We start from the raw sequence: 26216 nt of genomic DNA, 5'->3' as shown, positions 1-26216 counted from the left end.
GGCGTCAGGAGCCCGTGCCGAGCCCCGCGTCGCGTGCCGCCGCCACGGCGCCTGCCCGGTCTCGCACCTCCAGCTTGGTCAGCAGGTTCGAGACGTGGTTGCGCACCGTCTTCTCGCTGAGCGTCAACGCGCGGGCGATCGCCGCGTTGCCCATCCCGCGGGCGACGAGGTCGAGCACCTCGAGCTCGCGGTCGGTGAGCTCGGGGAACGGCCGCGGACCGCGCCCCGACCCGGTCGGCGCGGACGCCACGTACGACAGCGCCCGCTCGGCGACGCCCTGCCCCATGATGAGGTCGCCGAGCGCGACCGAGCGTACGGCGCGTTCGAGCTGCTCGGGCGCGGCCGACTTCAGCAGGTAGCCACGCGCGCCTGCGCGCATCGCCGCCAGCACCGAGACGTCGTCCTCGTGCATGGTGACGACGAGGATCTTGAGGTCCGGGTACGCCGCCACGAGCTCGCGGGTCAGGAGGACGCCGGACTCGCCGGCGAGGTCGAGATCCATCAGGACCACGTCGACGTCGGCGTCGACCACCTCGCGTGCCTGCGCGGGGCCGTCGGCCTGTCCGACGAGGTCGAGCCCGTCCAGCGAGTGGAAGAGGCCTGCGATCCCCATCCGGAACACCGGGTGGTCGTCGACGACCACGACGCGGATCGTGTCGCTCACGCCTTGCCTCCTGCGATGACGGTCTCCACCGACGGCTCGAGCGGGACCCGTGCCGTCACCCGCGTGCCGCGTCGTCCGTTCGGGCCGACGACGACCTCGCCACCGAGCTCGCTCGCGCGCTCGGACATCGCGCGCAGGCCGACACCCTCACGCACGTCCGGGTCGAGACCCGCCCCGTCGTCGGTGCAGACGACGCGCAGCGTGCGCTCGTCGACGTCGACCGTCACGGTGCAGGTGTCTGCCCCGCTGTGCTTGGCCGCGTTGGTGACCGACTCGCTCGCGATCGCGTACGCGGCCGCCGCCACCGGCGCCGCGAGCGCGGGCAGCGGCGCGCACCGCAGCCGTACGTGCATGCCGGTCTGCTCCCACCGCGCCGCCAGCTCCTGCAGCGCCGCCGCGAGACCGAGCTGCTCGATGGCCGGCGGGAGGAGGTTGTGCGAGAGCGACCGCACGTCGGCGATGCGCTGGTCGAGCTCGGCGCTGAGGCTGTCGAGCAGCGACTCCGCAAGGTCAGGGTTGGGCCGTACGGCGTTGCGGACGCCCTGCATGCCCAGACGGAGCCCCGCTAGCCAGGGGCCGAGCCCGTCGTGGAGCTCGCGACGGATGACCTTGCGCTCCTGGAGGCGCGCGGAGGTGAGTCGCTCGCGCGCCGCGTCGGCCTCGTGCAGCGCGAGCGTCAGGGCGAGACCGGCGGCGACGAGGTCGCTGAGGTCCTGCACGGCCTTGACGGTACGGGCGCCGAGCCACTCGCCCGGTGGTGCGGTGACGACTAGGACACCGATCTCCTGGCCACGGTGGACGACCGGCAGCTCGAGGACGTTGTCCGACGGCACCCCGTACGAGGCGACGGTCGCGCCACCGCTGGTCACCGCCACGGACTGCAGCCGCATCGACGCGGCGAGCTGCGCCACCAGGACGTCCAGCAGCGCCCGCTCGTCGTCGCTGGCGAAGCCCGCACCCATCGCCCGCACCGCGCGGTGCGGCTCGAGCGCCTCGCCGTACACCAGCGCCCCGACGCGGCGACCCGCCCACTGCCGGAGGAAAGGTGCGGCGAGCACCACCACGACGGCAGCGGCGACCTGGCTCGTCCGGGTGTCCCCGACGGCGCCCTGCACCCCCAGCACCGCGATGACGTACGCGCCGACGAGCAGCACCGTGAGGATGCCGGCGACCAGGGCGCGGCTCACCGCGAGGTCGATGCCCCACAGCTGCTGGCGGAGCACGACGACGAGGATCGCACCCGAGAACAGCAGCTGGCACACGAGGTGGAGGACAGCCATCGTCCACGGCGGGATGGCGTACCAGAGGAGCGGGAGGAACGACAGCGCCATCGCCGTGACGCCGACCGTGAGCCAGCCGAGCGCGACGTGGTCACGCTCAGCCGGCTCGTGCCTCGCGCGCCAGGCGACAGCCGCGGCCGTCACCAGCCCGAGCACGACGACGGCGCCCAGCAGCGGGCGCGGGTCGGACATGGGGAAGACCGCCCGCTGCACGGTGAGTGCGCCGGTGGTGACGATCCCCAGTGCCAGCCCGACACGAGACCACGGCCCGAGAGCGCGGTCGCGCATCAGCCACGGCACGACGATGATCAGCGAGACTGTGCCGGGCACCCACGTCCACCCGAACCACATCTCGACGTGCGGCAGAGACGGCCAGCCCCAGGTGACGGTCGTCCCGCGGTAGGCGCCCCCGAAGGCCGCCATGCCTCCCCCGATCGACGCGAGCGCCAGCAGCCACGACACCGCGTGCCACCGGCGCGCGAGCAGCACCCCTGCCACCGCGCCGTAGACCAGCGCGACGCTCGCGTCGACGAAGACGAACAGCGCGTCCTGCCCGACCCGCGACGTCGTGAGGAGGTAGAGGACGACAGCGCTCACGCCTAGCGTCCACGCCACCGCCACCACCGCACGCGCTGCCCACGCCGCGCCTTCGCGGGGTGTCGGACCGGAGTCCGGCAGGGCAGCGGCAGGCGCCGCGAGATCGCTCATGATCTCCCGACGATAGGGGAGCGAGCCCACCCCCGTTGGTTCTTTACGCGAGCTCGTCCCCGCCTGCCGCGCCGTGCCCCAGGTCATGCCGCGGCGTTCCGGTACGCCTTGTCGCCGAGGGTGAACCCGAGTGCGGTGACGAGCAGCCAGACCGGGCCCAGGAAGCCCGCCATGTACTGCAGCGGAGAGATCCCGAAGAGCAGCGTGAGTCCACCGAGCACGAGTCCGACGAGACCGATCCAGCGCGGGACGGCCTTGTGCTTCAGCGCAGCAACCGCGAGGACGACACCGGCGAGGCCGGCACCGACCCACAGCCACGGGATCGTGGCGATCCAGTGGTCGTAGAACGCGACGGTCTCGGGCACGCCGTCCTCGGCCGCGTCGACGGCGAACAGGAACTGGGTGTCGAGACCGGAGCCGAGCAGGCTCGCGACGGCGACCAGACCGAGCCCGCCGGCAGCGACGGCGCCGTGGAGGCTCCCGGCCGGGAGCGCGTCGTTGAGCCGTCGCGCCAGGCCGCACGCGAAGACGACCAGGGCCACGATCCCGCTCACCATCGCCACGTGCATGACGATCAGCCGGGACTGGAGGTCGCCCAGGCGGTGCGCGATCGCCATCGGGTCGGAGTAGTCGAGGTCGGGGTCCCAGAATCCCAGGGAGACGATGATCGTCACCAGGCCGAGCGCGGCGGCGACGATCCCGCTCACCGCCCAGGCGCGCGTACGGCGGGTCGGTCCCGCAGCGGCTGCGGCGCCGGCCGGCGGGTCGGCGAGGAAGACCTCGCCCATGGATGTCGGGTCTTTCATGTCAGAACCTCTCTGGTCGTTGATGACCAGAGCACTGTCGCGGTCCCGGTGTCCCGGGCCCCAGAGGCGGGAGTCCCGACCTCTCGGGAAGCTCAGGAGGCGCCGTCAGGAGCCGGGGAGCTCCTTGCGGTCCTGGTCGCGCAGCTCTCGACGCGCCTTGCGCTCGAGCTTCGCACGCTCCTTGCCGAGGTACTTCTCGCGGCTGAACGTCTTGTCGATCGCGTCCGCGAACGTCACCACGGCGACGATGAGAGGCCAGGGGAAGTGCGGGTTCCATCCGCCGGCAAGGCTGATCGCCGTCCAGATGCCGACGCAGATGAGCGTGATCGTCGTGGCCTCGACCCACGCGTCACGGCGCTTGCGCTCGTACGCGGCGACCGCACGCTGCTCGAGGTCCGCCGACGGCGCGCTGCGTACGGGGGCCGCAGCCGGCCCGCTGGTCGGCACGAGGTCCTGGAGCAGCGGGACGAACTCCCCGTACGTCCGGGCCCGTACGGCAACGTCGCTGCGCTCGTCGTACTCCGCGCGGTCGAGCCGGCCGTCCGAGAACGCCTCGCCGAGCACGTCGGCGAGCACCGCACGGTCGGCGTCTCCGGCGCGCAGGGCGGCCGCGACCGGGTCACGAGGGTCGCGGGAGAACCGGGTCCATACCTGAGACGGATCGAGCGCGCTCACCCTCCGATCGTTCCACACCCCTGGTCCGGTGCGGACGTCACGGGCGGGCGGACGAACCGGTACGCCTCGTACGCCGGGCCGTCCGCTCCGAACCAGCGCGCCTCGTACGAGCCGAGCGGCGTCCAGCCGCGGCGTTCGTACAGCCGACGGGCCGCCGCGTTGTGCGCGACGACCTCGAGCGCCAGCCCGAGACCGCGCGCGGCGGCGTACCCCTCGACAGCGTCGAGCAGTGCCGCACCCGATCCCGTGCCCCGCGCGCGTGGTGCGACGAAGAACCGCGACAGCGTGGCAGCCTCGACCGACGCGCCGCCCAGCGCCGCCAGCGAGACGGCGTCCGCACCGGTCGCGAGCGCCGCCTGGCCCACGACCTCGCCGTCGACCTCGGCGACCCACGCGGGCCCGTCCGGCTCGGTCAGCCAGCCTGGCTCCACGTGGGTCCCGACGATCGGGTAGCGGTCGCGCACGTGCACCTCACGGAGCACGTCGACGAGCGACGTGACGTCGCTCGGCCGCCGCTCGCGGACGATCACGCCCACGTCAGCGTGCAGCGGCGATGAGCTCGGCGATCTGGATGGTGTTGAGCGCGGCGCCCTTACGAAGGTTGTCGTTGCTCACGAAGAGCACGAGGCCTCGGTTGCCGTCGACGCCGGAGTCCTGGCGGATGCGGCCGACCAGGCTGGGGTCGGCACCGGCGGCCTGCAGCGGGGTCGGCACGTCGACGAGCTGGACGCCCGGCGCGTCGGCCAGCAGCTCGCGCGCCCGCTCAGGCGTGAGAGCCTCGGCGAACTCGACGTTGAGCGAGAGCGAGTGGCCGGTGAAGACCGGGACACGCACGCAGGTGCCGGAGACGCGCAGCTCGGGGATACCGAGGATCTTGCGCGACTCGTTGCGGAGCTTCTGCTCCTCGTCGGTCTCGTACGACCCGTCGTCCACGACCGAGCCCGCCATCGGGAGGACGTTGAACGCGATCGGCGCGACGTACTTCTGCGGCTCGGGGAAGTCGACCGCGCTGCCGTCGTGGGTCAGCGCACGCGCGCCCGCGACGACCTTCTCGGCCTGCGTCGCCAGCTCTTCCACGCCGTCGACGCCCGACCCGGAGACCGCCTGGTAGGTGCTGGCGACGATGCGGACCAGCCCGGCCTCGTCGTGCAGCGGCTTGAGCACCGGCATCGCGGCCATCGTCGTGCAGTTGGGGTTGGCGATGATGCCCTTGACGGCCTTCGCGATGTCGCCGGGGTTGACCTCGGAGACGACGAGCGGCACCTCGGGATCCTTGCGCCAAGCCGACGAGTTGTCGATGACGGTGACACCCGCCGCCGCGAAGCGCGGCGCCTGGACGCGCGACATCGTGGCACCGGCGGAGAAGACGGCGATGTCGAGACCCGCCGGATCCGCGGTCGCTGCGTCCTCGACGACGACGTCACGTCCGGCGAAGCGCAGCGTCTTGCCGGCCGAGCGTGGGGACGCGAAGAACCGGATCTCCTCGATCGGGAACGCGCGCTCTTCCAAGAGCGTGCGCATGACGGCGCCGACCTGTCCGGTCGCGCCGACGACGCCGATCTTCAGCCCGTTGGCCATGGGTGGTGCTCCTCGTGTCTCGTCAGCTCGGTGTCAGCGGCCCGTGCCGCCGTAGATGACCGCCTCGACCTCGTCGGAGTCGAGGTCGAACGCGTGGTGGGCCGCGCTCACCGCATCATCGATCTGCTGCTCGTTGACGACAACCGAGATTCTGATCTCGGACGTCGAGATCATCTCGATGTTGACCCCGGCGTCGGCGATGGCCTTGAAGAACTTCGCCGAGATGCCGGGGTTGGTGCGCATGCCGGCGCCGACGAGCGAGACCTTGCCGACGCCGTCGTCGTACTGCAGCTGGGCGTAGCCGACCTCGTCGCGCAGCCGCGCGAGGGCCGTCATCGCGGTCTGCCCGTCCGCGCGCGGGAGCGTGAACGAGATGTCGGTCAGACCGGTCGACGCCGCCGACACGTTCTGGACGATCATGTCGAGGTTGATCTGGGCGTCGGCCAGCGTCTCGAAGATGCGGGCGGCCTCGCCGACCTTGTCGGGGACCCCGACCACGGTGATCTTGGCCTCGCTGCGGTCGTGCGCGACGCCGGAGATGATCGCTTGCTCCATCACGGGGGCCTCCCCCTCACCTTCGTTCAGCAGTTCGTGGATCCGCTCCGCGCTGACCACCCAGGTGCCCTCCTTGGTGGAGAACGACGAGCGGACGTGGATCGGCATGTTGTTGCGGCGCGCGTACTCGACGCAGCGCAGGTGCAGGATCTTCGCACCGTTGGCGGCCATCTCGAGCGTCTCCTCGTACGAGATGACGGGGATGCGCCGGGCGGTCGGCACGATCCGCGGGTCGGCGGTGAAGATGCCGTCGACGTCGGTGTAGATCTCGCAGACCTCCGCCTCGAGCGCGGCGGCGAGCGCGACGGCGGTCGTGTCGGAGCCGCCGCGGCCGAGCGTGGTGATGTCCTTGCTCTCGTGCGAGACGCCCTGGAAGCCCGCCACGATCGCGACGGCGTCCTCCTCGATGGCCTTGCGGATGCGGCCCGGCGTGACGTCGATGATCTTGGCCTTGCCGTGGCTGGAGTCGGTGATCACGCCGGCCTGCGAGCCGGTGAACGACTGGGCCTGCTGGCCGAGGTTGCCGATCGCCATCGCGAGCAGCGCCATCGAGATGCGCTCGCCGGCGGTGAGGAGCATGTCGAGCTCGCGGCCGTCGGGCAGCGGGGACACCTCGTGGGCGAGGTCGAGCAGCTCGTCCGTGGTGTCACCCATCGCGGAGACGACCACGACGACGTCGTGACCGGCCTTCTTGGTGGCGACGATGCGTTGCGCGACGCGTTTGATGCTGGCGGCGTCAGAGACCGACGAGCCGCCGTACTTCTGGACGACAATGCCCACGGAAGTTCCTCGTCATGGTTCGGTTGCGAGTGGCAGGACGCCACGCTGCGCCCAGATCAGTCTAACGAGGCGCTCCACGGCGCCCTTGCACGTCTCGGGAATCGGGCACAACCGGCTGGACTCGCGCCTCCGCGCGGGCGATGGCGGCGGCGACACCGTCGAGCAGGAGCTCCAGCCCGAAGCTCTGGCTGGCGTCCAGCGTCTCGGCGTAGCCGGGCTCCCCGACCACGGGCGCGGGCGGCGAGGACGCGGCGAGTCGCGCGAGGTTGGGGTAGTCCGCCGGGTCGGCGAGGAGGCGGAGCACGTTCTCGAACGCCACCACCGGCTTGCCTTCCTTGCGCCGGCGGGCGGCGGCAGCGGCCTCGTCGAAGGCCATCCGCGCCTCGGCCAGGGCGTACGCACTGATCGCGCCGAGGACCTCCAGCTTCTCGTCGTCGCGCAGCGGCGTGTCGGCGAGAGCGGCGAGGCCGCGCTCGATCCAGGCGAAGGCGCTCGGCCCCATGGGCGGGTTGGTCACCGGCATCTGGGCCAGCCAGGGGTGCGCGGCGAGCATGCCCTGCTGCAGCGCCGCCCACGAGCGCAGGCGCTCGCGCCACGTGCTCCCGGTGATCTCGATCTGGTGGGCGGTCGACGCGCTCTCGTTCCACATCAGCGCGAGCAGCTGCTCCTTGCTGTCCACGTGGCGGTAGAGCGCCATCGTCGAGAACCCGAGCGCCTTCGCGACGCGCGCCATCGAGACCGCGTCGAGGCCGTCGGCGTCGGCGATCGCGATGGCCGCCGCCACGATCGCGTTGACGTCCAGCTCGGGACGCGGCCCTCGACGCCCTCCGGAGCGTCGCCCCCAGAGCAGCGCGAGCTCGTCGGGGAGCTCCCCCTCGACCTCGGCCATCGCACCTCCTCGTCCGCCTCTGCCCGTGCAGCCACGATAGGGCCTTGCGCCTTTCTGCGTACGCCATATACGGTCTGTGTATGGCATACACAGTCGAGGTCGAAGGCCTCACCAAGAGCTACGGGTCCACCGAGGTGCTCCGCGGAGTCGACCTCGTGATCCAGAGCGGCACGGTGCACGGCCTGCTCGGGGCCAACGGCGCGGGCAAGACGACCCTGGTGCGCATCCTGGCGACGCTGCTGGGCCACGACGGTGGCACGGCACGCGTCGACGGGCACGACGTCGCTGCCGAGCCCGCCCTCGTCCGGCGCGCGATCAGCCTCACGGGCCAGTACGCCGCCGTCGACGAGGTCCTCACCGCCAGGGAGAACCTCCTCATGGTCGCGCGGCTGCGCCGCCTCGGCCGTACGCACGCCGCCGCGCGCACGCGCGAGCTCGTCGACCGCTTCGGGCTCGCCGCGATCGCCGACCGCCGCGCCTCGACGTACTCCGGCGGCCAGCGCCGTCGGCTCGACCTCGCGATGAGCATGGTGGTCCCGCCGACGCTGCTCTTCCTCGACGAGCCGACCACCGGGCTCGACCCGCGCAGCCGCGACCAGGTGTGGGCGACCGTGCGCGAGCTCGCCGACACCGGCGTGACCGTCCTGCTGACGACGCAGTACCTCGAGGAGGCCGACCAGCTCGCCGACCGGGTCTCCGTGCTCGACGGCGGGCGAGTCGTCGCCGAAGGCACGCCCGAGGAGCTCAAGACGCAGGTCGCCGGCGACGTCGTGCGGCTGACCTACGGCGACGCCACCGCATACGAGGCCGCGCTGGTCGCGGTCGGCGCCGGCGTCCCCGAGGCCACTGGCGACCCCGTCCTCCTCACCCTCGACGTCCCGAGCGACGGCAGCCCCGAGTCGCTGCGCCACCTCCTCGACGTCCTCGGGGCGGTGGACGCGCTGCCGCGACGGGTCGGCATGCACTCACCGAGCCTCGACGACGTCTTCCTCAGCCTCACCGCACCGAGCCAGGAGTCCTTCCGATGAGCACGATCACCGCACCCCTCTCCGCACTCGTCCACGACTCGCGCGTCATGGTCCGCCGCGGGCTCCAGACCTCGATGCGCAACCCCGAGGCGTTCTTCATCGCCTTGGCGCTCCCGGTCGCGCTCATGCTCCTCTTCGTCTACGTGTTCGGAGGCGCGATGTCGACCGGTGGGGCGTACGTCGACTACGTCGTCCCGGGGATCATCTTGCTGTGCGCAGGCTTCGGCGCGGGCACCACCGCTGCTTCGGTCTCGCACGACATGACGCACGGCGTCGTCGACCGCTTCCGCTCGATGCCGATCGCCGCCGGGTCGGTCATCGTCGGGCACGTCGTCGCGAGCGTGGTGCGGAACGCTCTGGCCACCACCCTCGTCATCGCCGTCGCGCTGCTCATCGGATGGCAGCCCACCGCCGGTCCGGGCGAGTGGGTCGCCGCGATCGGCATGCTGACGCTCTTCATCCTGGCGCTGTCGTGGGCTGCCGCCGCCGTCGGTCTCGTCGCCCGTACGCCGGAGTCGGCCAACATGGTCACGATGGTCCTCGCGTTCCTCCCGTACGTCAGCACGGCCTTCGTCCCTGCCGACACGCTGCCGTCGGCGCTGCGCGGCTTCGCGGAGCATCAGCCGATGACGCCGATCATCGAGACGCTCCGCGGGCTGTGGATGGGCACCCCGATCGGCGACCAGGCATGGTGGGCGCTCGGATGGTGCGGGGCGATCCTCGCGGTCTCTGCCGTGGCCTCGGCGCGACTCTTCCGCCGCCGCACCTCCTGACCCTCCGCCCGCGAGTCACCCCTCGTGCACCCGCGAGTCTCTCGCCGTACGGCCGGGGGTCTCTCGCGAGCGGAGGGTCAGGAGGACGGAACCGGGCGGTCCTCGGAGAGCAGCTGCTCGGTGAGCTGGTCGACCAGCTCGTCCATCTCCGGCTCGTGGTCCCAGTCGTCGAGGTAGCGCTTCAACCGCGCCCGCTCCTTCACTCGGATCTGCTCGGCGGCCTCGTCGCCTCGCGAGGTCGCCGTGACGGTGTCGCCGTCGACGGAGACGAACCCCCGAGACGCCAGGGACTCGGCGACGGCCCGTACCCGCTCGGGCGTGCTCTTCGCGCGCTCGGCCATGGGCGCGATCGAGCGCGGCCCCTTCAGCGACGCACGCGTCACCATCCAGCACTCCTCGGGCGACAACCCCAGGTCGACCGCGCGCGCCAGCGCCTCGTACATGCGCAGCGGGTCCTGCCGGCCGACGCGGCGCCACAGCTGGAGACGCAGCTCCTCCAGCGACGTACGACTCGACTGCAGGGCGAACGAGTGTCCCGCCGCGTCTCCGTTGTCCGTACGACCCGTGACCTTGCGCAGCTTCACCTCCGGGATGAGCCAGGTGATCACGAACGCGACGAGTGCCACGGGGACGGCGGTGAGGAACACGGTGTGGATCGCGTCGGCGTACCCATCGAGGAACCACGCGCGCACAGCCGGCTCGCAGCGTTCGATGCCGAGCGCGGATCCCTCGAGCGCCCCGGCGCTGCACTCCCCGGTCGCGCCGGCGGGAACGTCGCGCGACAGTGTCTCGCGCAGCGAGTGGTTGAGGACCGCGCCGAACGCCGCGACGCCGACCGAGCTGCCGATCGTACGGAAGAAGGTCGCCCCCGAGGTGGCGGTGCCGAGGTCGCGGTAGGCGACGGCGTTCTGCACCGCGAGCACGAGGACCTGCATGACCATGCCGAGGCCGAGTCCGAGCACGAACATGCTGACCGAGGACTGCAGCGTCGAGGTGTCCCGGCCCATCAGCGACAGCAGGAAGAGCCCGAGCGCGGTCACCGCGGTGCCGGCGATGGGGAAGACCTTGTACCGACCGGTGCGGGAGATGATCTGCCCGCTGCCCACCGAGGTGATGAGGAGGCCCACCATCATGGGGAGCATCTCCAGGCCCGACTGGGTCGGGGTCGACCCCTTGATCTGCTGGAGGTAGAGCGGCAGGTACGTGATCGCACCGAACATCGCGAAGCCGATGACGAACCCCACGGCCGCCGTCGTGGTGAAGACACGGTTGGCGAAGAGCCTCAGCGGGAGGACCGGCTCCGGCGCACGCCGCTCCACCTGCACGAAGGCGATGAGGGCGACTACGCCGATCACCGCGCAGCTCCACACCTGGACCGAGTTCCATCCCCAGGTCGTGCCGCCAAGGCTGGTGATGAGCACGATCGTGGTCGCGACCGTCCCGATCAGGAGGATGCCCGCGTAGTCGACGTGCGGGTCGCGGTCAGGCTTGATGCGCGGCAGGACGGCGATCACGACGACGAGCGCGACGGCGCCGAGCGGCAGGTTGATGTAGAAGACCCACCGCCAGGAGAGGTTGTCGACGAAGAACCCGCCGAGCAGCGGGCCGGCCACGCTGGCGACGCCGAACACGGCGCCGAAGGCTCCCTGGTAGCGGCCGCGGTCGCGCGGGGACACGACGTCGCCGATGATCGCCTGCGACAGCACCATCAGTCCACCGCCGCCGGCGCCTTGCACGGCCCGCCAGGCGACGAGCTGGCCCATCGTCTCCGACGTCCCGGCGAGCGCCGAGCCGGCCAGGAACACCACGATGCAGATGAGGAACAGGGTCTTACGGCCGAACAGGTCGCCGAGCTTGCCCCACAGCATCGTGGTGACGGTCGACGCGAGCATGTACGCGGTGACGACCCAGGACAGGTGCTCACCGCCCCCGAGGTCCTGCACGATCGTCGGCAGCGCGGTCGAGACGATGGTCTGGTCCAGCGCCGCCAGCAGCATGGCGAGCATCAGCCCGCCGAAGATCGTCCAGACCTTGGCCGACGAGAGGTTGTCGCTCTCTGCCGCCGTGTCCGGCTGCTGCTGCGCCATCGCACCCCCCGGTCCGCCCTCCCGGCGATTGTCAGTCAGGAGGGCGGCTGGCGCGCGGCGGAGCGTACGAGCTCGGCGCGGTACCAGGCGATCTTCTCCGCAAGCTGGCGTTCCCTCTGGCGCAGCTCGTCGATCTCCTGCCTGACCGCCGTCGCGTGGTCTTCGAGCAGGGCCACGCGCTCGGCAAGGGTGGAGTCGTCGACCGACAGCTCCCCGTACCGTCTCAAGAGCGCGATCGGCATGCCGGTGTCGCGCAGGCAGCGCAAGAACCCCAACCGCGCGAGATCCACGTCGGTGTAGGTCCGCTGCCCGCCCGCCGAGCGCGCGACAGGCGGGAGGATGCCCTCACGCTCGTAGTAGCGCAGGGTGTCGAGCGAGAAGCCGGAACGTTCCGCCGCCTCCGCCGGGGTGTAGGTCGTGGACATGACCGCACCCTAGGGCTTGACCTGGAGCGAACTCCAGGTTGCACGGTGGTCGCATGACCCACGACACCACCACCTCACCCCTCGTTCTCGGCACGATGATGTTCGGGACCCGGATCGACGAGGACACCTCGTACGCCCTGCTCGACCGATTCGTCGAGCGCGGCGGCGTCTGGCTCGACACCGCCGACTGCTACGCGTACTGGGCGAGCCGCTCAGGGCACGGCGGCGACAGCGAGTCGGTCCTCGGGAGATGGCTCGCCGCCAGACCCGGTGTCCGGGACCGGGTCAAGATCGCGACCAAGGTCGGCGCGGAGCCACGCTGGCCCGACGCGCCCCCGTCGCAGCACGAAGGACTGTCGCGGCGGGCGGTCCGCGAGGCGTTCGAAGGGAGCCTGCGACGCCTCGGCGTCGACCGTGTCGACATGCTCTGGCTGCACAAGGAGGACCGCACGGTCCCCATCGAGGAGACGGTCGACGCCCTCGCCGAGCTCACCGCCGACGGCTCGGTCGCACGGGTCGGAGCGTCCAACCACCCCGCGTGGCGCGTCGAGCGTGCACGAGCGCACGCGCGGAGCACCGGCGCCCTGCCCCTCGACGCACTCCAGCAGAGCGCCACCTTCCTCCGTCCCCGCCCAGGGACGCGCCCCAACGGGATGCACGCGTTCGGCGTCCTCGACGACGAGCTGTCCGACTACGCCACCACCCACGGCCTGGAGGTGTGGGCCTACACGCCGCTGCTCGAGGGGGCGTACGACAACCCGGACAAGACCATCCCCGAGATCTTCGAGCACCCCGGCAGCTCGGCGCGCCTCGACGTCCTCACGAAGGTCGCCGGCGAGCTCGGTGTGCAGAAGGGGCAGGTCGTGCTGGCCTGGCTGGTGGCCCACGGCATCCGTCCGATGCTCGGTGGCAGCAAGCGGGACCAGCTCGACTCCGCGTTGGACGGCGTACGGCTGAGGCTCAGCCCCGACCACCTCGCACGTCTCGACGCGCCGCTCTGACGCAGCGGGCGGCTAGGCGAGGCGGCTCCAGAGGAACCGGTACGCGAGCGCCGACATGTGGGCCGCCTGGGCGTTGTTGGCGGCGCCGCCGTGGCCACCCTCGATGTTCTCGTAGTACGTGACGTCCTTGCCCGCGTCGAGCATCTTCGCGGCCATCTTGCGGGCGTGGCCGGGATGCACCCGGTCGTCGCGCGTCGAGGTCGTGAAGAGCACCGGCGGGTACGCACGGTCGGCGTCGAACAGGTGGTACGGCGAGAACGTCGCCAGGAACTCCCAGTCGCCGGAGTCCGGGTCCCCGTACTCGGCGATCCACGAAGCTCCGGCGAGCAGCAGGTGGTAGCGCTGCATGTCGAGCAGCGGAACCTGGATGACGATCGCGCCGAAGAGCTCGGGGTACTGCGTGAGCATGTTGCCCGTGAGCAGCCCGCCGTTGGAGCCGCCCATCGCCCCGAGGTGCTCCGGCGAGGTGATCTTGCGATCGACGAGGTCGCGCGCCACCGCGGCGAAGTCCTCGTACGCCCGGTGCCGCCGGTCGCGCAGCGCCGCCTGGTGCCACGTGGGGCCGTACTCGCCGCCGCCGCGGATGTTCGCCACGACGTACACGCCGCCGTGCGCGAGCCAGGCCCGGCCGAGGCCGCCCGAGTACGCGGGGGTCAGGGAGATCTCGAATCCTCCGTACCCGTAGAGCAGCGTCGGTGCCGTGCCGTCAAACGCGAGGTCCTCGGGGCGTACGACGAAGTACGGCACGCGGGTGCCGTCGGACGACGTCGCGAAGTGCTGCTCGACGACGAGGCCCTCGGGGTCGAAGAACGACGGCATCGACTTGAGCGGGACCGGCTTTGCGTTGACGCCACGCGGGCCGAGGTCGAGCAGCGACAACGTGGTCGGGGTGAGGTAGTCGGTCGTGTAGAGCCAGACCGCGTCGTCCTCGTCGGCGTCGACGGGCGCCACCTGGAGCGTGCCGAGCTCGGGCACGTGGCGGGCGGCGACCCGGTCCCACTCCCCGCCAGGCTCGGCCGGGGGTGTGAGGATCTCGAGCCGGCTGCGGACGTCGGTCATCACCTCGAGCACGAGGCGGTTGGCGGTGAACGTGTACCCGGCGAGCGCGCTCGTCGGCGTCGGCTCGTACAGCACCGTGAAGTCGCGGGCGCCGTCGAGGAACGCCGCGAAACCGATCGCGAGCAGCGACCCCGCCGCGTACGACGCGCCGCCCACCTCCCAGTCCTCGCGCAGCTCGACCAGCATCTGGTCGCGCTTGACGCTGGTCTCGGAGGAGTCGGGGACGTCGAGCTTGGTGAGGGTGACGCCGTCGGTGTCGCCGTCGCCCTCGGTGAGCAGGTAGCGCTCGGAGGTGTAGAACGAGGTCGCGCGGACAACCCAGTCGCGCTCGTACCCGGGGGTCCGGTCGTGGAAGGCGCCGATCGACAGATCCTCGTGGGCGCCCTCGAAGACGATCTCCGACTCGGCGAGCGGCTCGCCGCGCCGCCACCGTCGGGCGATGCGCGGGTAGCCGGACTCGGTCATCGACCCAGGGCCCGTGTCGGTCTCGACGAACACCGTGTCCTCGTCGATCCAGCTCACGTCACCCTTGGCCTCGGGCCGTACGAACCCGTCGGCGACCCACTCGCGCCTCTCGAGGTCGAACTCGCGCGTCACGTCGGCGTCCGATCCGCCGCGCGAGAGCGAGACCAGCGCACGGGTGAACGCGAGCGGGCCGGTGCGCAGGACGGCGGCGCCGTGCCAGACCCAGTTCTCGTCCTCGGCGTCGGCCAGTGCGTCGAGGTCGAGGAGGACGTCCCACTCCGGTGCGTCGGTGCGGTAGGACGCGAGGGTGGTGCGGCGCCAGACGCCTCGTACGTGCTGGGCGTCGCGCCAGAAGTTGTAGTACCAGTCGCCCGCCTTGGCGATCGGCGGGATCTTGGCGTCGGAGTCGAGCACCTCGAGGATCTGCTTCTCGGTCGCGCGGAACTCCTCGCTCTCCTCCAGCGCGCTCGCGGTCTCAGCGTTGCGGGCGCGGACCCAGTCGAGCGCCTGGTCGCCGTCGATGTCCTCGAGCCACACGTACGGGTCGGTCTGCGTCATGCGACGAGCCTAGGCGCCCGCCGGTTGGGGTACCCGAGCGAACCGACACCGCCCCGAGCGTGCACGGTGGGGCCGGTGCACGTTCGCTCGGGTACCCCAGCGACCGGACGGGGTCAGAGAGGGTCGAGGGGTGGGTCCTCGGGCGACATCGCAGGGGTGGCGCCGACGATGCGGTCGCGGGAGATCACCGACTGCAGGGCGCGCAGGGCGGAAGTCGTCTCGCCGCCCCACGAGGACAAGAACGAGAACTGCCACCACCACAGGGCCTCGATCGGGCGACCGGCGCGGGCGTGCTGCATGCCGTGGGCCAGCGCGGCCGCGAGCGAGATGACGTCGTCGGAGATCCGGTACGCCGCAGGTGAGGCCGGGTCGTCGTACGGATCGAAGACCTCGACGTAGGTGTCGAAGCCGTCGAGCACAGACGCGAGCCGGACGCGTACGTCGTCGAGATCGATGTCGGGACCGGTGTCGGGCTCGTAGCGGTCGGGCGGGACCAGGCGCGGCATCGCCGCCATCCGGGCACCCACGGTGAGGGCGCGGCTCAGCTCGACCAGCAGCCCGGCGACGACCTCCTCCGGATCGGTGATCCCGTCGAGCGAGCGCAACCCGTCGAGCACAGCCTCGACGTCCTCGGCGAAGGCGTTGCCCACCGCCGCCAGCTCGTCATCCGTCGTCTCGCTCACCCTGCCCCCGTCGTCAGTCGACCGAGCGACGCCCCTCGAAGGCGCGCCCGAGCGTGACCTCGTCGGCGTACTCGAGGTCACCGCCTACGGGTAGTCCACTGGCCAGGCGCGTCACGCGCAACCCCAGCGGCTTGAGCAGGCGCGTCAGGTAGGTCGCGGTCGCCTCGCCCTCGAGGTTGGGGTCGGTGGCGAGGATGATCTCCGTGATCGCACCGTCCGAGAGGCGCTGCATGAGCTCCTTGATGCGCAGGTCGTCCGGACCACGGCCGTCGATCGGCGAGATCGCCCCGCCGAGGACGTGGTAGCGCCCGCGGAACTCACGCGTCCGCTCGATCGCGACGACGTCCTTGGACTCCTCGACGACGCACAGGACCGACGGGTCACGGCGCGGGTCTGCGCAGATGCGGCACGTCTCCGACTCGGCGACGTTGCCGCAGGTCGCGCAGAAGCGCACCTTGTCCTTGACCTCGGTCAGCACCTCCGCGAACCGGCGTACGTCGACCGGGTCGGCGTCGAGCAGGTAGAACGCGATGCGCTGGGCGCTCTTCGGACCGATGCCCGGCAGGCGGCCGAGCTCGTCGATCAGGTCTTGGACGACCCCTTCGTACATGCCGTCAGAACCCGAGCGCGCCGGCCGCGCCGCCACCGCCGAGGGCGTCACCGCCACCGAACCCGCCCGCGAACGGGCCCATCTTCTCGGCGGCGAGCTGCTCGGCCTGGTCGGTGGCGTCGCGGACCGCCGCGACGACCATGTCACCGAGGAGCTCGGCGTCGTCCGGATCGACGGCTTCGGGCTTGATCTCGACCGAGACCAGCTCACCGGTGCCGGTCACCGTGGCCTGCACCAGACCGCTCGCCGCCTGGCCGGTGACGCGGGCGCGGCTCAGCTCCTCCTTGGCGGCGAGCAGCTGCTCCTGCATCTTCTGGGCCTGCTCGAGCAGCTGGGACATGTCGGGCATGCCGCCGCCTGGCTGACCGAGCCCACCGAAATCATCACCGAACACCGGGACGTCCTCACGTGTCGTACGACCGACGGCACCGCCGCCGGATGTGCCCCTTCAGCCTACCGGCGGGCACCGTCGGACCCGCCGACGCGACGGAGGAGGGTCGCCACCAGCCCGGCGACGAGCCCCACCAGAGCGCCGGTGAAGACGCTGCTCGCGAACGTCACCACGCGCATCACCGTCTCCTCGGCCCCCGGCGAGAGGTCGCCTTCGAACGACCCACCGAGGCGCGGGCTCTCCTCGAACACCTCGTCCCACAGGAGGTTGTGCTCGACACCGAGACCGATCCCGTACAGCGCGCCGACCACGACGAGCGTCGTGACCGGCGACGGGACGCGCGCCCGGAGCGCGACGAGCACCCACACCGCCGGCGGGGCGAGCGCGAGCACCGCGTTGACCACCGGACCGACGTCGACGCCGAGGTCGTGCACCACGGCACGGGGCAGCGCCAGCGCGGCCAGGAGGAGCAGCCCCCACACCGGCAAGCCGAGCAGCGGACGCCGGACGTCCTGCGAGGGCGCGGTCATCGCCCGACTCCCCGGGGGCCGCGCGACGACTCGATCGTCAGGTGCGGGAGCGCCCGGTCCAGCCACCGCGGCAGCCACCAGTTGCGCTCGCCGAGCAGCTCCATCACCGCGGGGACGAGGACGAGGCGCACCAGCGTCGCGTCGATGAAGATCGCGAACGCCAGACCGAACCCGAACAGCTGAAGCTCACGGCTCGCCCCGAGCACGAAGCTGCCGAAGACGCACACCATGATCGCGGCCGCCGCCGAGATGACCCGGGCCGTACGAGCGAGCCCTTCGGCGACGGCGGTCGCGTTGTCGCCCGTACGGTCGTACTCCTCGCGCACCCGCGACAGCAGGAACACCTCGTAGTCCATCGAGAGCCCGAACACGATCGCGATCAGCATCATCGGCACCCACGCCTCGATCGGCGCGCTCCCCCCGAGGTCGAGGAGGTCGACGCCCCATCCCCACTGGAACACCGCGACCACCGCACCGAACGCGGCGCCGAGCGAGAGGAGGTTGACGAGCACCGCCTTCACCGCGACCGCCACTCCCCGGAAGACCACCACGAGCAGCACGAGGGCAGCACCGAGGACGACGGTGAGGAAGACCGGGAGCCGCTCTGCGGTGTAGTCGGCGAAGTCGACCGCGGCCGCCGTGGCACCGCCGATCGCGACCTCGACCCCGTCTCCGGCCGCCGACGGCACGACGTCGTCGCGCAGCGTGTGCACGAGGTCGGTGGTCGCCTCGTCGCGCGGACCGGTCGTCGGGATCACCTGGAGCACCGCGACGTCGCCGGAGTCGGAGAACGCCGGCGGGGTCGTCGCCGCGACACCGGGCGCCGCCGCCAGCGCCTCGGCCAGCTTCTCGACGTCCTCCGGACCGGCGCCGTCGCCGAGGGAGGTCGCGACGACGAGCGGACCGTTCACGCCCGGACCGAAGCCCTCGGCGACGAGGTCGTACGCCCGCCGGCCGGTGTCGCTCGTCGGGCGGGTGCCGGCGTCGGAGAACCCGAGCCGCATGTCCAGGACCGGCAGCGTGAGGAGAAGGAGGACCCCGATGGCGGCCAGCGCGGCGGGCCACGGCCGCCGCTGCACCACGCCGCTCCACCGGCGGGCGAGGTTCCCACCGTCGGAGGTGGTCCGGCGCCGGTGGACGGACAGACGGTCGATCCGTCGCCCTGTGATCGTCAGCATCGCCGGCAGCAGGGTGACGGCGGCGAGCATGGTGACGAGCACGGAGCCCGCGATGCCGAGCGCCACACCCGTGATGACCTTGAGGTCCATCAGGACGAGCCCGAGGGACGCGATGACCACCGTCACGCCGGCGAACAGCACCGACCGACCGGCCGTCGTCTGGGCGAGCGTCACCGCCTGACGCGGCGGTGCGCCGTCGGCGAGCGCCTCGCGGTAGCGGGTGACGACGAGCAGCGCGTAGTCGATGCCGACCCCGATCGCGATCATCGCCGCGACCGGTGCCGCGAAGCTGGGCATGTCCACGACGCGCGCGCCGAGGGCCACCAGGGCGACCCCGCTGGCCGCGCCGACGACCCCGACGATGATCGGCAGGACCATCGCGAACACCGATCCGAAGGCGAACAGCAGGATCACCATCGCCGCCAGCAGGCCGATCATCTCGGCCGGCGCGCCGCCCTCGGCCTCCTCCTCGGCCGACAGGCCGCCGACCTCCACGGTCAGGTCGTCGGAGGCGTACGAGGCCTGCAGCTCCTCCAGGTCCTCGCGCAGCTGCGCCGTCTCCTCGACGTCCTGGGTCGCGAGGCCGACTGCCACGAACCCGATCGTCCTGTCCGCGGAGACCTGCGCGGCTCCCTCCTCGGAGAACGGGCTGACCACCTTCGCGTCCGGGACGAGCTGCTCGACGTCGTCGACCATCGACGCCACCTGCGTACGCACGGCGGGGTCGTCGAGGCCCGCGTCGCGCTGCAGCACGAGCTGCGCCTGCGTCCCGGCGTCGGACGAGAACCCGCCGGCGCTCAGGATCTGCACGGCGCGGTCGCTCGGCGACCCGGGGAGCTCGTAGTCGTCGCTCGTCTCTCCGCCGGACGTCCCGGACAGCCCCGACAGCGCCACCACGACGAGCACCCATCCGGCCACCACGAACCACCGCGCCCTCTGGCAGACGCGTGCCATCCACTCCATGAGTCCACTTCCTCTGCTCCGTACGACAGGTCGTCGCCAGACCACGCTAGGAACGGCGAAGGAGCGGGACAGTCCCTCAGGAGCGGCAGCCGCGTCGCCTCTGGGCGTACGGGGCTGGGGGTCGTGCCGGGGTCAGTCCACCAGACCGGCCCGGTGGGCGAGGACGACCAGGTGCGCGCGGTCGCGAGCCTCGAGCTTGGTGAGGAGCCGGCTGACGTACGTGCGTGCGGTCTCCGGGCTGAGGAACAGCGCCTTGCCGATCTCCTCGTTCGTCAGCCCGAGCCCGACCTGGGTGAGGACCTCGACCTCGCGCTCGGTGAGTCCGGCGAGCTTCTCCTCGCGGGTGCGCCGGGTCGGGAGCCGCGCGACCCGGTCCATCAGCTGGCGCAGCACGCCCGGGGCGATCTGCGCGCGCCCGGCCGCGGCGTTGCGGACCGCCCGCCGGAGCTCGTCGGCGTCGATGTCCTTGAGCAGGTAGCCGTTGGCGCCGGCGGCGAGGGCCTCGACGACGTCGTCCTCGTCGTCGAACGTCGTGAGGACCAGCACGGGCGTCTGGGCCAGGAGCGGGTCGGCACGCATCGCCCGGATCGCCTCGGCGCCCGTCATCACCGGCATCTGGAGGTCCATGAGGACGACGTCCGGACGCAGCTCGCGCGCGACCCGCACGGCCTCGCGGCCGTCGCTCGCCTCGCCGGCGACGGTGATGTCGTCGGTGTTCTGCATGATCGCGCGCAGCCCGTGCCGCAGGAGGACCTGGTCGTCCACGAGCACCAGCCGGATCACGTGGCGCTCCCGGTCGTCGTCGTGCGCCCGCTCGCCGCGGGCGCGCTCGGGATCGCCGCCTCCACGACCCAGCCGCCGGGTCCCGCGTCGACCTCGAGGGTCCCGCCGAGGTCGGTGACACGCTCGCGCATCCCGCTCAGGCCGTGGCCAGCACGGATCTGCGGCGGCACCGCCGTCGTCCCGTCGTCGGCGACGCGGACGCGCAGCTCACCCGCCGCGCCGGGCCCGATGCGGACGGTGATCCTGCGTCCGTCCGAGTGCCGCAAGGTGTTCGTGATCGCCTCCTGCACCAGCCGGAACGCGGCGGCACCGACCTCCGGCGCGACGTCGACCGGGCTGACCTGCACGTCGACGTCGTACCCGGCCGCCGTCGGCGCCACCCCGAGGCGGTCCACCTGCTCGAGGCCGGCGTCGCTGTCGAAGCTCCCGCTTCCACGCAGCACCGCGACCGTACGCCGCAGGCTGGCGGAGGCGTCGGTGATGGACGACCGTACGAGGTCGAGGGCGTCGTCGCGCTGCTCGCCGCTGGGTGCCTCGCGCGCGACGTCGGAGTAGAGGGAGGCGACCGACAGCGAGTGCCCGATGGAGTCGTGCAGCTCGCGGGCGAGCCGCATCCGTTCCTCACGCAGCTCGGCCAGCTGGTCCTGCTCGCCCTGGCGGGCGAGGAGCCGCGAGACCTGCTCGGTCCGTCGCCGCAGGCGCCGCCCGACGCGGACGCTGTGGCCCAGGGCGATCGCCGCCGCGATCAGGGCCGCGTGCGTCACCAGCTCGTACCCGACGACGAGCGAGACGCTCTGCCCGACCGCCACCCGGTACGCGGTGGACAGGCCCAGCGTGAGGCTGCCTGTGACGATCGCGGCACGCAGGTGGCCCATCTCCGCGGCCGAGTAGAGTGCGGCGGCGATGGGCACCGCGACCCCGATCGCCGGGAAGCCCGCCATGTAGTAGCTGAAGAAGCCGAGCGTCGTCAGCACGAGCACGAGGACCGGGTGGCTGCGCCGGATCAGCATGAGCAGGCCGAGCCCGACGGCCCACAGGTACGCCAGCGGGTTGACGTGTCCGGCGTGGCCTTCCTGCGAGGTCACGACGACGGCGAGCACGAACGTCACACCGACGCACAGCAGCACGTCGGTCTGGCGCGGGCTCACCTTCGTCTTCCCCACACGACGATGCTAGGGCGCCGCGAGAGACCCTGGTGTCGCCCGCGAGAGACTTCCCAGTCGCTCCCGAGAGACCTCCGCCCTCGCTCAGGTACGTGACCGTTGACATGTGACATTGCCGATGTCACACTCCGACGCATGGCCGCCCACCCTTCGTACGCCCTCCCGCTCGCCGTCGAGGAGCGGCCGGCCGGTGGCGCCGCGCTCGACCAGGTCGTCGGCATGTCGGTCGCGTCCGCAGTCGTCTTCGCCGCACTCCTGTGGGTCGCCTGGGCGCACCGCACCGGACGCATCGCATGGCTTCAGCGCCTCAGCGACCACGCCGAGCAGCGCCTCGGACGCCCCGGATGGGTGGCGGTCCCCGGCGGGATGCTCGCGGTCGCGCTGCTCACCGCGTTCCTCGGGTTCATCTGGGACGTCAGCCTGCACGCCGGCGTCGGGCGGGACGAGGGGCCGCTCGCCAACCCCGCGCACTACTTCATCCTGGTCGGTCTCTTCCTCACCTTCATCGCCGGCGCGACGGCGATGGTGCTGCCCCGCGGGGAGGTCCCCGGTCCGGCGGCGGTGAAGATCACCCGCACCTGGCACGCGCCGGTCGGCGGCCTGCTGGTCGCCGGCTCCGGCCTGTACGCGCTCATCGGCTTCCCGCTCGACGACGTCTGGCACCGCATCTTCGGCCAGGACGTCACGCTGTGGGGGCCCACCCACCTCATGCTCATCGGCGGCGCGGGGCTGTCGCTCGTCGGCATCCTCACGCTCCTGCGCGAGGGCGACCTCGCCCAGGGCAAGACGAGGGCGCCGCTGCGCGAGCTGCGGGTACGGATCTCCTACACCGCCGCGTTCGGCGGTCTCCTCGTCGGGCTGTCGGTCTTCCAGGTCGAGTACGACTTCGGCATCCAGCAGTTCCGGCAGCCCTTGCACCCGATGATGATCGCGGCCGCAGCCGGCCTCGCCCTGGTCGCCGCACGGCGCGTGCTCGGGGCATGGGGAGCGGTCCTCGCCGTGCTGTTCTACCTCGCCGTACGGATCGGCACCGCGGTCATCGTCGGCCCGGTCCTGGGCGAGGCGTACAACGTCTTCCCGATCTACCTCGGCACCGCGGTCGTCGTCGAGCTGCTGGCGCTGGTCCGACCGCTCGCCCGACGTCCTCTCCTGTACGGGGCCGTGGCGGGCCTCGGGCTCTCGACCGTCGGGCTCGCCCTCGAGGGCCTCTGGGTGCAGGCGGCGTTCGTCCTCCCCTGGACGCCCGACATGTGGGGCGAGGGTCTCCTGATGTCGGTGCCCGTCGGCGTCCTCGCCGGCATGGCCGGCGCGCTGTTCGGGACGGCGCTCACGACCGGCGAGATCCCCGGCAAGGCGGTGTGCCGCACGGTCGTCGTGGCGGGCGTCGTCGCCGTCTCCGTGTCGCTCGGCAACGGCCTGTACGCGACCGTCCCCGACGCCAGCGCCACGGTCGTCCTCACCGACGTCGACGCCGACCCCGCCACCCGTACGGTCGAGGCTCGCGTCACCTTCGACCCTGCCGACCTGCCCAGCGACGACCCGACCTGGGTCCAGATCACCGCGTGGCAGGGCGGAGGCGAGGGAGTGGTCGTCGACCGGCTGCGCGAGACGTCACCAGGGGTCTGGGAGACGACGCGACCGATCCCGGTCCACGGCAGCTGGAAGACGTTGATCCGGGTCGCGGACGACCGGATCCTCGCGGCCGTCCCGATCTGGATGCCTGCCGACCCGGCGATCGGCGCCGACGAGCTGGCCGCGCCGGCGACGTTCACCCGCGACTTCGTGCCGGAGACCTCGATCCTCCAGCGCGAGAAGAACGCCGACCATCCCACGTGGCTGTGGAACGCCGGCTGCACCGTCGTGGCGATCTGCTCGCTGCTGCTGATCTGGGCGCTGGCGTGGGGCGTGGCCCGCGTCGCCCGCGCCACGCCGCGCAGCACACCGGCAGACCGGCGCGCCGGTGACCGGCCGCCGGCCCTCGTGTGACGATGTCTCCTGACCTGGTGCTCCTCGCGCACCACCCGTTGCTGCTCACGATCCCGGCGTTCGTCCCGGCGATCGCGATCACGGTGGTGGTCCTCGTGATCGCCAAGCGCGACAGGATGGCCGAGGCACGCGAGCTCGCCGAGCAGACCGCCGACGAGAGCGGGGTCCGCGACGCCACCACCGATCCGACCGTCCAGGAGGACGACCGATGACCCCGCCCCGTACGCTCGCCGCCCTCGCCATCATCGGGTTGCTCGCGCTCACCGGCTGTGCGCAGGACCCGGCCACCGACGTCACGAACGCTGCCGAGGTGGAGCCTTCCACCCCTGCGCCGTCGACGACCGCCGACACCCCGCCGCCCTCCGCCACGCCCACGATCGACGCCGAAGGGCTCGTCATCGTCGTCAGCATCGCCAAGGGCCAGGTGCGCCCGCTCGGCGAGGCGCACGAGGCGAAGGTCGGCGAGACGATCACGGTGGACGTCACCTCCGACACCGAGGACGAGCTCCACCTGCACGCCGAGCCCGAGGAGACCTTCGAGGTCGAGGCGGGCACGCAGTCGTTCACGTTCGAGGTCGACGTCCCGGGGAGCGTCTCGCTGGAGTCGCACGAGGTCGGGGGGACGATCGCCACGATCGACGTCCGGCCATGACCCTGCGCGACGACGTCGTCCTCGCCCACGGCGTCGGCGGCTCCACCGACCTCCCCGTACCCCTGGAGTACGCGATGGTCGGCGCGGCATGGGCGCTCTCGGTCTCGTTCGCCGTGCTGGCGCTCGCGTGGCGGCGCCCCCGGCTCGACCCGAGCACACCGGGAGTCGCACTCCCGGCGTGGGTCGCCCGCACGATCGACAGCGGCGCGGCTCATGCGGTCCTCGGCGTGGTCGGCGTCGGGTTCACGGCGTGGGTCGCGCTCGCGGCGTTCGGCGGTGAGCCCGGTCCCACGAACGGGGCCCCCGGCGCGTTCTACGTCCTGCTGTGGGTCGGCATCGTCCCGCTGTCGCTGCTGTGCGGCCACGTCTGGGCGTCCCTCTCGCCCGCCCGCGCGTTGCACCGCGCCGCGTGCGCGGTCCTCCGCCGCGACCCCGCTGTCGGGGTGTGGACCTACCCCGCGCGCCTCGGCTACTGGCCGGCCGCGCTGGGGCTGCTCGCGTTCGTCTGGACCGAGCTCGCCTCGCCAGACCCGGGTGCGCTGCCGACGGTCCGGGTGTGGCTCGTCGGCTACCTCGCGTACGGGGTGGTCGGTGCCCTGCTCTTCGGCCGCCGGTGGTTCGAGCGGGCGGACCCGTTCGACGTGTACGCGGCGTTCGTGGCCGCGCTCTCGCCGTTCGGGCGGCGCTCACCCGAGGACCGCCGGGTCGTGCTGCGCAACCCGCTCTCGAACCTCGCCGGCCTCCCCGTCGACGCCGGGATCGTGGCCGTCGTCGCGGTTCTCCTGGGCTCGACTGCGTTCGACTCCACCACCGGCACCTCGTGGTGGCTGACGGAGGTCCAGTCCTGGTACGCCGGTACGCCCGCGCTCGGCGTCGCGTACCGGACGCTCGGGCTGCTCGCGATGATCGGTCTGGTCGCGCTGGTGTTCGTGCTGGCCGCGCGCGCGACCGGAGGGCTCACCGGCGTCCAGCGGCGCGCGATGCCGGGCGAGCTCGCCCACTCGCTGGTGCCGATCGTCGTCGGCTACGTCGGCGCGCACTACCTCACGTACCTCGTCGAGAAGGGCCAGCGCACCGCCATCGCGCTCGCCGATCCGCTCGACCGCGGCTGGGACGTCCTCGGGGTGGGCAGCCTCGAGGTGTCGTACTGGCTGTCCGAGCACCCGCACCTGCTCGGCGTGCTCAAGGTCGGGCTCGTCCTGACCGGCCACGTCCTCGGCGTGATCGCAGCGCACGACCGGTGCATCCGGCTCCTGCCGCGCGCGCACCACCTCACCGGACAGCTCGCGCTGATGCTGGTGATGGTCGGGTACACGTTCCTCGGGTTGTTCTTGCTTTTCGCGGGCTGAGGGCGCTCTTCCGGCGGCGGTCGGGGGTTCCTAGGCTGGGGGCGTGGAACGACCCGAGGGACCAGCCGTCACGGTCTGGCTGTTCTTCTTCGTCGTCGTCTTCCTCCGGGCGCAGGCGACGTACTGGATCGCGCGCGTCGCCACCGTCCAGGTGCTGACCCGCACCCACCCGGAGGGCGGCTGGGGCGCCCGCGCGCACGGCTGGCTGGACGGTGACTCCGCCCAGCGCGGTGCCGACGTCGTCCGCCGCTGGGGTGCGCTCGCGGTGCCGGTCTCCTTCCTCACCGTCGGGGCGCAGACGGTGATCAACGCCGGCGCCGGCATCGTGCGGATGCCGTTCCCGCTCTACCTGGCCGCGATGATCCCCGGATGCATGGCCTGGGCGCTGGTGTGGACGACGATCGGGATGTCGGCGTTCTACGCCGCCGTCGGCGCCGGGCTGACCACCGGCTGGGGCCTCACGCTCGCGGTCGTGACGGTCGTCGCCGTGGTGGCGGCGATCGCCGTAGGCCGGCGCCGGTCACGGTCGCGACTGTAGCGGCCGCGTCGCGACCCGACCCCGATTTGGGCAGTTGGCCACGGAACCGGCGTCGGATT

General features: G+C 72.0%; 26 protein-coding genes. 8 read left to right on the top strand and 18 right to left on the bottom strand.

The window, feature by feature from the left end; translation table 11 throughout:
• Positions 1-4: 4 nt before the first annotated feature.
• The 8 genes from NYZ95_RS20250 to NYZ95_RS00605 all read right to left on the bottom strand — a co-directional run bounded on the left by NYZ95_RS20250 (position 5) and on the right by NYZ95_RS00605 (position 7935).
• A complete protein-coding gene (locus NYZ95_RS20250) occupies positions 5-664 on the bottom strand; it encodes a response regulator (RefSeq protein WP_262847698.1) in 660 nt (219 codons plus the stop codon).
• Positions 661-2652, bottom strand: coding sequence for a sensor histidine kinase (locus NYZ95_RS00635; RefSeq protein WP_262847696.1), 1992 nt, complete (start codon positions 2650-2652; stop codon positions 661-663). Before NYZ95_RS00635 ends, NYZ95_RS20250 begins: the two co-directional genes overlap by 4 nt.
• Positions 2653-2735: 83 nt before the next feature.
• Positions 2736-3458 (bottom strand): hypothetical protein, encoded by a 723-nt coding sequence (locus NYZ95_RS00630; RefSeq protein ID WP_262847694.1) that lies wholly within the window; start codon positions 3456-3458, stop codon positions 2736-2738.
• A 105-nt stretch (positions 3459-3563) separates the two neighbouring features.
• Positions 3564-4133 (bottom strand): DUF1707 SHOCT-like domain-containing protein, encoded by a 570-nt coding sequence (locus NYZ95_RS00625; RefSeq protein WP_262847692.1) that lies wholly within the window; start codon positions 4131-4133, stop codon positions 3564-3566.
• The gene (locus NYZ95_RS00620) at positions 4130-4669 is read right to left on the bottom strand and encodes a GNAT family N-acetyltransferase (RefSeq protein WP_262847691.1); all 540 of its coding nucleotides are present in this window, start codon (positions 4667-4669) and stop codon (positions 4130-4132) included. Before NYZ95_RS00620 ends, NYZ95_RS00625 begins: the two co-directional genes overlap by 4 nt.
• A 1-nt stretch (position 4670) precedes the next feature.
• Positions 4671-5711, bottom strand: a complete 1041-nt coding sequence (locus tag NYZ95_RS00615) for an aspartate-semialdehyde dehydrogenase (RefSeq protein ID WP_262847689.1) — start codon at positions 5709-5711, stop codon at positions 4671-4673.
• A 33-nt stretch (positions 5712-5744) separates the two neighbouring features.
• Positions 5745-7046 carry an aspartate kinase gene (locus NYZ95_RS00610; RefSeq protein WP_262847687.1) on the bottom strand — a complete coding sequence of 434 codons (1302 nt, stop codon included), beginning with the start codon at positions 7044-7046 and terminating at the stop codon, positions 5745-5747.
• Positions 7047-7107: 61 nt separating this feature from the next.
• Positions 7108-7935: a TetR/AcrR family transcriptional regulator gene (locus tag NYZ95_RS00605; protein ID WP_262847685.1), complete on the bottom strand. Its 828-nt coding sequence runs from the start codon at positions 7933-7935 to the stop codon at positions 7108-7110.
• Between the two features lie 80 nt (positions 7936-8015).
• Here NYZ95_RS00605 and NYZ95_RS00600 point away from each other — a divergent pair, with 80 nt between their 5' ends.
• Both NYZ95_RS00600 and NYZ95_RS00595 read left to right on the top strand, forming a co-directional pair.
• Positions 8016-8963: an ATP-binding cassette domain-containing protein gene (locus tag NYZ95_RS00600; RefSeq protein ID WP_262847683.1), complete on the top strand. Its 948-nt coding sequence runs from the start codon at positions 8016-8018 to the stop codon at positions 8961-8963.
• On the top strand, positions 8960-9736 hold the full coding sequence (locus tag NYZ95_RS00595) for an ABC transporter permease (RefSeq protein WP_262847681.1): 777 nt from the start codon (positions 8960-8962) through the stop codon (positions 9734-9736). Before NYZ95_RS00600 ends, NYZ95_RS00595 begins: the two co-directional genes overlap by 4 nt.
• A gap of 77 nt (positions 9737-9813) precedes the next feature.
• Here NYZ95_RS00595 and NYZ95_RS00590 read toward each other — a convergent pair whose 3' ends face one another.
• Complete coding sequence (locus NYZ95_RS00590) at positions 9814-11823, bottom strand: MDR family MFS transporter (protein ID WP_262847679.1); 2010 nt, start codon at positions 11821-11823, stop codon at positions 9814-9816.
• 35 nt (positions 11824-11858) lie between these two features.
• Positions 11859-12248: a MerR family transcriptional regulator gene (locus NYZ95_RS00585; RefSeq protein WP_262847677.1), complete on the bottom strand. Its 390-nt coding sequence runs from the start codon at positions 12246-12248 to the stop codon at positions 11859-11861.
• A 53-nt stretch (positions 12249-12301) separates the two neighbouring features.
• On the opposite strand from NYZ95_RS00585, the gene NYZ95_RS00580 reads away from it, so the two are divergent.
• A complete protein-coding gene (locus NYZ95_RS00580) occupies positions 12302-13249 on the top strand; it encodes an aldo/keto reductase (protein WP_262847675.1) in 948 nt (315 codons plus the stop codon).
• A gap of 12 nt (positions 13250-13261) precedes the next feature.
• On the opposite strand, the gene NYZ95_RS00575 is transcribed toward NYZ95_RS00580, so the two are convergent.
• The 8 genes from NYZ95_RS00575 to NYZ95_RS20245 form a co-directional block, all read right to left on the bottom strand.
• Positions 13262-15331 (bottom strand): prolyl oligopeptidase family serine peptidase, encoded by a 2070-nt coding sequence (locus tag NYZ95_RS00575; protein ID WP_262847673.1) that lies wholly within the window; start codon positions 15329-15331, stop codon positions 13262-13264.
• A gap of 113 nt (positions 15332-15444) precedes the next feature.
• On the bottom strand, positions 15445-16014 hold the full coding sequence (locus NYZ95_RS00570; protein WP_262847671.1) for a DUF5063 domain-containing protein: 570 nt from the start codon (positions 16012-16014) through the stop codon (positions 15445-15447).
• Positions 16015-16027: 13 nt separating this feature from the next.
• On the bottom strand, positions 16028-16624 hold the full coding sequence (gene recR, locus NYZ95_RS00565; RefSeq protein ID WP_262848661.1) for a recombination mediator RecR: 597 nt from the start codon (positions 16622-16624) through the stop codon (positions 16028-16030).
• Between the two features lie 4 nt (positions 16625-16628).
• Positions 16629-17018, bottom strand: coding sequence for a YbaB/EbfC family nucleoid-associated protein (locus NYZ95_RS00560; RefSeq protein ID WP_262847669.1), 390 nt, complete (start codon positions 17016-17018; stop codon positions 16629-16631).
• A 59-nt stretch (positions 17019-17077) separates the two neighbouring features.
• On the bottom strand, positions 17078-17545 hold the full coding sequence (locus NYZ95_RS00555) for a hypothetical protein (RefSeq protein WP_262847667.1): 468 nt from the start codon (positions 17543-17545) through the stop codon (positions 17078-17080).
• Positions 17542-19686, bottom strand: a complete 2145-nt coding sequence (locus NYZ95_RS00550) for an MMPL family transporter (protein ID WP_262847665.1) — start codon at positions 19684-19686, stop codon at positions 17542-17544. The genes NYZ95_RS00555 and NYZ95_RS00550 overlap by 4 nt, the downstream gene beginning before the upstream one ends.
• A gap of 132 nt (positions 19687-19818) precedes the next feature.
• Entirely contained in the window at positions 19819-20469 is a 651-nt protein-coding gene (locus tag NYZ95_RS00545; RefSeq protein ID WP_262847663.1) for a response regulator, read from the bottom strand.
• Positions 20466-21632, bottom strand: a complete 1167-nt coding sequence (locus tag NYZ95_RS20245; protein WP_262847661.1) for a sensor histidine kinase — start codon at positions 21630-21632, stop codon at positions 20466-20468. Before NYZ95_RS20245 ends, NYZ95_RS00545 begins: the two co-directional genes overlap by 4 nt.
• Before the next feature lie 135 nt (positions 21633-21767).
• Between NYZ95_RS20245 and NYZ95_RS00535 the strand changes: the two genes are divergently transcribed.
• Genes NYZ95_RS00535 through NYZ95_RS00515 form a run of 5 tightly spaced genes read left to right on the top strand, consistent with a single transcriptional unit; the run spans position 21768 to position 26157 of the window.
• Entirely contained in the window at positions 21768-23618 is a 1851-nt protein-coding gene (locus tag NYZ95_RS00535) for a hypothetical protein (protein WP_262847659.1), read from the top strand.
• A 2-nt stretch (positions 23619-23620) separates the two neighbouring features.
• Entirely contained in the window at positions 23621-23830 is a 210-nt protein-coding gene (locus NYZ95_RS00530; RefSeq protein ID WP_262847657.1) for a hypothetical protein, read from the top strand.
• Entirely contained in the window at positions 23827-24270 is a 444-nt protein-coding gene (locus tag NYZ95_RS00525; RefSeq protein WP_262847655.1) for a hypothetical protein, read from the top strand. The genes NYZ95_RS00530 and NYZ95_RS00525 overlap by 4 nt, the downstream gene beginning before the upstream one ends.
• Positions 24267-25619 (top strand): hypothetical protein, encoded by a 1353-nt coding sequence (locus NYZ95_RS00520; protein ID WP_262847654.1) that lies wholly within the window; start codon positions 24267-24269, stop codon positions 25617-25619. The genes NYZ95_RS00525 and NYZ95_RS00520 overlap by 4 nt, the downstream gene beginning before the upstream one ends.
• 43 nt (positions 25620-25662) lie before the next feature.
• Positions 25663-26157 (top strand): SNARE-associated domain-containing protein, encoded by a 495-nt coding sequence (locus tag NYZ95_RS00515; RefSeq protein ID WP_262847652.1) that lies wholly within the window; start codon positions 25663-25665, stop codon positions 26155-26157.
• Positions 26158-26216: the final 59 nt, after the last annotated feature.

The organism is Mumia quercus (assembly GCF_025506335.1).
GTDB classification, from domain to species: domain Bacteria; phylum Actinomycetota; class Actinomycetes; order Propionibacteriales; family Nocardioidaceae; genus Mumia; species Mumia quercus.
Note: the sequence above shows the minus strand (reverse complement) of the source record. Positions and strands in the feature narration are given on the sequence as shown.

Excerpts from the sequence above, each read along its gene's own strand:
- NYZ95_RS00550 (WP_262847665.1), bottom strand. The coding sequence starts at position 19,686 with ATGGAGTGGATGGCACGCGTCTGCCAGAGGGCGCGGTGGTTCGTGGTG.
- NYZ95_RS00575 (WP_262847673.1), bottom strand. The coding sequence starts at position 15,331 with ATGACGCAGACCGACCCGTACGTGTGGCTCGAGGACATCGACGGCGAC.
- NYZ95_RS00635 (WP_262847696.1), bottom strand. The coding sequence starts at position 2,652 with ATGAGCGATCTCGCGGCGCCTGCCGCTGCCCTGCCGGACTCCGGTCCG.
- NYZ95_RS00525 (WP_262847655.1), top strand. The coding sequence starts at position 23,827 with ATGACCCCGCCCCGTACGCTCGCCGCCCTCGCCATCATCGGGTTGCTC.
- recR (WP_262848661.1), bottom strand. The coding sequence starts at position 16,624 with ATGTACGAAGGGGTCGTCCAAGACCTGATCGACGAGCTCGGCCGCCTG.
- NYZ95_RS00600 (WP_262847683.1), top strand. The coding sequence starts at position 8,016 with ATGGCATACACAGTCGAGGTCGAAGGCCTCACCAAGAGCTACGGGTCC.
- NYZ95_RS00585 (WP_262847677.1), bottom strand. The coding sequence starts at position 12,248 with ATGTCCACGACCTACACCCCGGCGGAGGCGGCGGAACGTTCCGGCTTC.
- NYZ95_RS00630 (WP_262847694.1), bottom strand. The coding sequence starts at position 3,458 with ATGAAAGACCCGACATCCATGGGCGAGGTCTTCCTCGCCGACCCGCCG.
- NYZ95_RS00535 (WP_262847659.1), top strand. The coding sequence starts at position 21,768 with ATGGCCGCCCACCCTTCGTACGCCCTCCCGCTCGCCGTCGAGGAGCGG.
- NYZ95_RS00605 (WP_262847685.1), bottom strand. The coding sequence starts at position 7,935 with ATGGCCGAGGTCGAGGGGGAGCTCCCCGACGAGCTCGCGCTGCTCTGG.
- NYZ95_RS00530 (WP_262847657.1), top strand. The coding sequence starts at position 23,621 with ATGTCTCCTGACCTGGTGCTCCTCGCGCACCACCCGTTGCTGCTCACG.
- NYZ95_RS00615 (WP_262847689.1), bottom strand. The coding sequence starts at position 5,711 with ATGGCCAACGGGCTGAAGATCGGCGTCGTCGGCGCGACCGGACAGGTC.
- NYZ95_RS00555 (WP_262847667.1), bottom strand. The coding sequence starts at position 17,545 with ATGACCGCGCCCTCGCAGGACGTCCGGCGTCCGCTGCTCGGCTTGCCG.
- NYZ95_RS00590 (WP_262847679.1), bottom strand. The coding sequence starts at position 11,823 with ATGGCGCAGCAGCAGCCGGACACGGCGGCAGAGAGCGACAACCTCTCG.
- NYZ95_RS00520 (WP_262847654.1), top strand. The coding sequence starts at position 24,267 with ATGACCCTGCGCGACGACGTCGTCCTCGCCCACGGCGTCGGCGGCTCC.
- NYZ95_RS00580 (WP_262847675.1), top strand. The coding sequence starts at position 12,302 with ATGACCCACGACACCACCACCTCACCCCTCGTTCTCGGCACGATGATG.
- NYZ95_RS00595 (WP_262847681.1), top strand. The coding sequence starts at position 8,960 with ATGAGCACGATCACCGCACCCCTCTCCGCACTCGTCCACGACTCGCGC.